Consider the following 2,672-nt stretch of genomic DNA (forward strand, 5'->3'; position numbering starts at 1 on the left):
GTTGTTCAGAACGTCGTCCGCGCACTGGAAGCACTTGTCCATCTCGGCGTCATCGCCCATCACGTCGAACAGCTTGTCGTTCAGGACGACGATCAGCGAGTCGACGTGATCCTCCAGTTGCTGCGAGCCGGCTTCCGCCACACGCATGCGCTTGCCGCCTTCGAACTCGAACGGCTTGCTCACCACGCCAACGGTCAGGATGCCCATTTCCTTGGCGATCTGCGCGACGACCGGGGCCGCGCCCGTGCCGGTGCCGCCGCCCATGCCGGCGGTGATGAAGACCATGTGCGCGCCGCGCAGGCCGTCGGCGATGCGCTCACGTGCTTCTTCTGCGGCCGCGCGCCCCATCTCCGGCTTCGCGCCGGCGCCAAGGCCGGTGTTGCCGAGCTGGATCACGGACGATGCACGCGAGCGCGAGAGCGCCTGTGCGTCCGTGTTCATCACGATGAAGTCGACGCCTTGCACGCCGCGGTTGATCATGTGCTGCACGGCATTGCCGCCAGCTCCACCAACGCCTACCACCTTGATGATGGTGCCGTTGGTTTCCGTTTCCAGCATCTGGAATTCCATGTTGCCTCCGTCAAGAAAAAGATTCCGCTCCTCGGCCGTTATCCAGTGGAAGATCGGGCAACCTTCCACTGCGCGCTAGCCGCCGTCACCAGCGCGATTTTCGAACCCTGTACTGCGAATTACGTGTCCCGCTCAGAAGTTGCCGAGGAACCAGTCTTTCATGCGTGAAAAGACCTGCCCCATCGACCCCGACTGCACTGCAACCTTGCGCCCGCGCATGCGCTGCGAGCGGCCCTCCACGAGCAGACCCATCGCCGTCGAGTAGCGCGGATTGCGCACTACGTCGGCAAGCCCGCCCGCGTATTCCGGCACGCCAATGCGCACCGGCTTCAGGAAAATGTCCTCGCCCAGCTCCACCATGCCCGGCATCATCGCGGCGCCGCCCGTGAGCACGACGCCCGAGCTCAGCAGCTCCTCGTAACCCGACTCGCGCACCACCTGCTGCACGAGCGAGAAGAGCTCCTCCACACGCGGCTCGATCACGGCCGCGAGCGCCTGGCGCGACAGCGTGCGCGGACCGCGCTCGCCAAGCCCCGGCACTTCGATCATCTCGTCCGGATCGGCGAGCGCCTGCTTCGCGATGCCGTAGCTCACCTTGATGTCTTCCGCGTCGGGCGTGGGCGTGCGCAGTGCCATGGCGATGTCGCTCGTCACCTGGTCGCCCGCGATCGGGATCACCGCGGTATGGCGGATCGCGCCTTCGCTGAAGATCGCGATGTCGGTCGTGCCGCCACCCACGTCCACGAGCACCACACCCAGTTCCTTCTCGTCGTCGGTGAGCACCGCCAGCGACGAGGCGAGCGGCTGCAGGATCAGGTCGTTCACTTCGAGCCCGCAACGGCGCACGCACTTCACGATGTTCTGCGCTGCACTCACCGCGCCCGTCACGATGTGCACCTTCACCTCGAGGCGAATGCCGCTCATGCCAATGGGCTCGCGCACATCCTCCTGGCCGTCGATGATGAATTCCTGCGTGAGGATATGCAGCACCTGCTGGTCGGTCGGAATGTTGATCGCCTTCGCCGTTTCGATCACGCGCGCGACGTCGGCCTGCGTGACCTCCTTCTCCTTGATGGCGACCATGCCGCTCGAGTTGAAGCTGCGGATGTGGCTGCCTGCAATACCGGTGAACACGTTAGTGATCTTGCAGTCGGCCATGAGTTCCGCTTCTTCGAGCGCACGCTGGATAGACTGCACCGTGGCCTCGATGTTCACCACCACGCCCTTCTTGAGACCTTTCGATTCGCTCTGGCCAAGGCCGATCACCTCGTAGTGGCCTTCGCCCTTCAGTTCGGCGACGACGGCCACCACCTTCGACGTCCCGATGTCGAGGCTGACCAGCAGATCCTTATAGTCTTTACTCATATCGTGCTCGTTGCGTGTGATGTCCTGTTACTTCTTGCCCGGGGCGGGCGTGTCGCTGATGAAGCGCATGCCGGCCGCCCGTATCGCGAACCCATTCGGATAGCGCAAGTCCGCATATTCGATTTCTTTGCCCCACCGCTGCGTGAGCGCCGACCACGCCGCGATGAGCCGGTGCGTGCGCTCCCCGAGCGTGTCGGCATTGCGCTCGCGGCCGAGCTCCACCTGCATGCCGTTCGAGAGCTTCACCGTCCACGCGTAGCGCGGCGAGAGCGTCACCTCGTCGGGCACGAGCCCAAGCGGCGCGAACCACTTCTCGAAGTCGTGGTAGCGCGCAACCACTTCGGGCGCGGTGCCGTCCGGTCCGTCGAACGCGGGCAGTTCCTCGTCGAGCTCGCCCTGGTTCGCGGTGAACAGTTCGCCGTCGGTGCTCACCAGCTGATCGCTGCCCCACGTGCCCAACGGTTTGTACTCTTCGAGCGTGACAGCCAGCGCATTGGGCCACACGCGGCGCACGCTCGCGTGGCGCACCCACGGCATCTGCTCGAACGCCTGGCGTGCGGTATCGAGATCGACGGTGAAGAAGTTGCCCTTCAGCCGGCCGACCACGCTCGCGCGCACGGTGGGCGCGTTGATGTGCTCGGTGTCGCCTTCGATGCGGATCTCGCGCAGCGTGAAGTTCGGGCGCTGCACGAGCCAGAAGCAGCCGGCCGCCAGCAGCGCGAGCGCGAGCAGCGCGT

Annotated in this window: 3 protein-coding genes; all 3 read right to left on the bottom strand. The window is 65.0% G+C overall.

The features are described 5' to 3' along the window. Positions 1 to 570 (bottom strand): cell division protein FtsZ (locus VMJ11_RS08225; RefSeq protein WP_414694338.1); only part of this gene is annotated, 570 nt, incomplete at its 3' end. A gap of 132 nt (positions 571 to 702) precedes the next feature. Beyond that, positions 703 to 1,935 carry a cell division protein FtsA gene (ftsA, locus tag VMJ11_RS08230; protein ID WP_325618760.1) on the bottom strand — a complete coding sequence of 411 codons (1,233 nt, stop codon included), beginning with the start codon at positions 1,933 to 1,935 and terminating at the stop codon, positions 703 to 705. A 27-nt stretch (positions 1,936 to 1,962) separates the two neighbouring features. Next, positions 1,963 to 2,672 (bottom strand): cell division protein FtsQ/DivIB (locus VMJ11_RS08235; RefSeq protein WP_325618762.1); only part of this gene is annotated, 710 nt, incomplete at its 5' end.

It is taken from the genome of Paraburkholderia sp. (genome assembly GCF_035501035.1).
Lineage (GTDB): Bacteria > Pseudomonadota > Gammaproteobacteria > Burkholderiales > Burkholderiaceae > Paraburkholderia.

Excerpts from the sequence above, each read along its gene's own strand:
- ftsA (WP_325618760.1), bottom strand. The coding sequence starts at position 1,935 with ATGAGTAAAGACTATAAGGATCTGCTGGTCAGCCTCGACATCGGGACG.